Source organism: Vibrio sp. 10N.222.48.A3 (assembly GCF_041475345.1).
GTDB classification, from domain to species: Bacteria; Pseudomonadota; Gammaproteobacteria; order Enterobacterales; family Vibrionaceae; genus Vibrio; species Vibrio tasmaniensis_A.
On sequence record NZ_JBFRVX010001367.1, the window covers coordinates 1 to 546 of the forward strand.

Here is a 546-nt window from a genome sequence, read left to right on the forward strand (position 1 = left end):
TTGATTGCTTTGTTATATCGAGAATGCTAACTTACTATTTTCTTTGACATATTGTAGCCAGAAATAGAAAAACCAACCTCTTGATACAGCTTTAACGCTCTTTGATTTTGATATGCAACTCGTAATTTTATTTGCTCAATACCAATCGATTTTAATTGTAACTCAAGAGCAGTAATTGCCAATTTTCCATAACCATTATTGCGGCAGTTTGGAAAAATAAAGAAGTCATAAATAAACGTCGACTTATCATTTGCGTTAATCGAATGCCACAAATAACCAACCAATTCTGAACCTAATTCAATGCACAATAATTCATGCTCATTAGTTTCCAAACCATTAGGAAAACTACGAAGAAGATCCTGATTAGCCAATTCGAGCGCCCTATCCATTGAGTGACCATAGTTTTCAGCTATTTCACGGCTATAATCATCAATGAAATATTCACAATACGCAGGATATTCATTTGTGGTCATTGATCTAAGCTGAATCATATTTAATCCTTTAAAACGATGTACTTAAAAAAACGATATAACATTTTAATATCGT

1 protein-coding gene is annotated in these 546 nt (G+C 32.4%); it reads right to left on the reverse strand.

Features of this window, described 5'->3' with window-relative positions; translation table 11 throughout:
* Positions 1-26: 26 nt before the first annotated feature.
* Complete coding sequence (locus AB4653_RS26400) at positions 27-491, reverse strand: GNAT family N-acetyltransferase (RefSeq protein ID WP_102257510.1); 465 nt, start codon at positions 489-491, stop codon at positions 27-29.
* Positions 492-546 lie beyond the last annotated feature (55 nt).